The following is a 1169-nucleotide window of genomic DNA, read 5'->3' on the forward strand; positions in this document are numbered from 1 at the left end:
CCCCCAGCTCCGTCAAGTCATCACCCCTAAAGGTTTCTAGCTTGATGCTTAGGGCAATAATTTCCAAGAGATTAGTCAGATCCGTGGGGCAAATTTCCCGCATATGCTGGCGGATTGCCCAGGCTACGGCATAATCGGCTAACCCCTGCCTGCGCTCAGCTTCGGTTTGCAACACCTGGAGCAGTTCCTCGGTCCAAGTCTCTAATTGCTCTGACTCCGCCTCCGCCATCACCAGCAGCCAAGTGGTTTGGGCTTCGGTTTCTTGACCCTGCAATAGGAACAGTAATCCTAAATGCCAGTAGTAGGCGATGACATCAGGTTCCGCTTCAATAGCCTGTTCGTATAAGCTTGCGGCCTTACTGTAGTCCCCCTGAATTAGATATTGCTCAGCTTGTTGCTGCCAGTTAGTCATACGTTTTTGCCAATTAAATTAAACAGATCACCCCATTTTCTAATACTATTCAAAACGTGATCAGCGGAATTGTCCACCTAAATATTTCCACAAAACAGAGTGGGTAGAACCCTCTACCCACTCTAAGTAAATATCTTATTTTAGGTGATTAAAACTGTCTCACTAAGATTTTAACCTAAGTGTTTATAAGCTTATAACTCCTTCCAGTCAGTATCTTCGTTGGCGCATTCTGGATTACCGTCACCATCAACAGTGGCTCCTTGTGTCTTAGCCTCTTGACCTCCTTTTCTCACAGATTTTATAGTTTCACACAATACAGCCAACGTGGTTGTCTCTTCGTTCTCTGTCTCACCTAAGGCTACGACTCCATAATATGCCTTAAGCGCAGATTCCGAATCACGTGTAGCAGCATCATCGGCTTCACCCGGAGTTCTTGGGTCTGCATAGTTAGAGACGCTGCCTGTCGGACCTCCATTTATACCGTAAATGTAGTGCTGAGTTACTGTTCTGATACCAAGACCTAACAGACCAAACTCAGATTCGGTAGCAAATACACTGTTTTCCAGGTAGTACGCTTGCTGAGCTCTATTCATGGAACCGACATAAGTTCTAGCTTCTGACTGCTTGGCCTTATTAGCTTGGTTCAAGAAAGAAGGCAAGGCAATGGCGGATAGAATTCCAATAATGATGATTACAACTAGTAGTTCAATTAGAGTAAAACCTTCGTCTTGCTTTTTCTGGGTCAGGTGCTGAAGTA

2 protein-coding genes are annotated in these 1169 nt (G+C 45.1%); both read right to left on the reverse strand.

Annotated features, from left to right (window positions below; genetic code table 11):
* A partial coding sequence (locus tag F6K38_RS42590; protein WP_287360929.1) for a tetratricopeptide repeat protein occupies positions 1-412 on the reverse strand: 412 nt, incomplete at its 3' end.
* Positions 413-603: 191 nt separating this feature from the next.
* Positions 604-1169 (reverse strand): type IV pilin-like G/H family protein (locus F6K38_RS42595; RefSeq protein ID WP_287360932.1); only part of this gene is annotated, 566 nt, incomplete at its 5' end.

It is taken from the genome of Moorena sp. SIO3B2 (assembly GCF_010692525.1).
GTDB lineage: Bacteria > Cyanobacteriota > Cyanobacteriia > Cyanobacteriales > Coleofasciculaceae > Moorena > Moorena producens.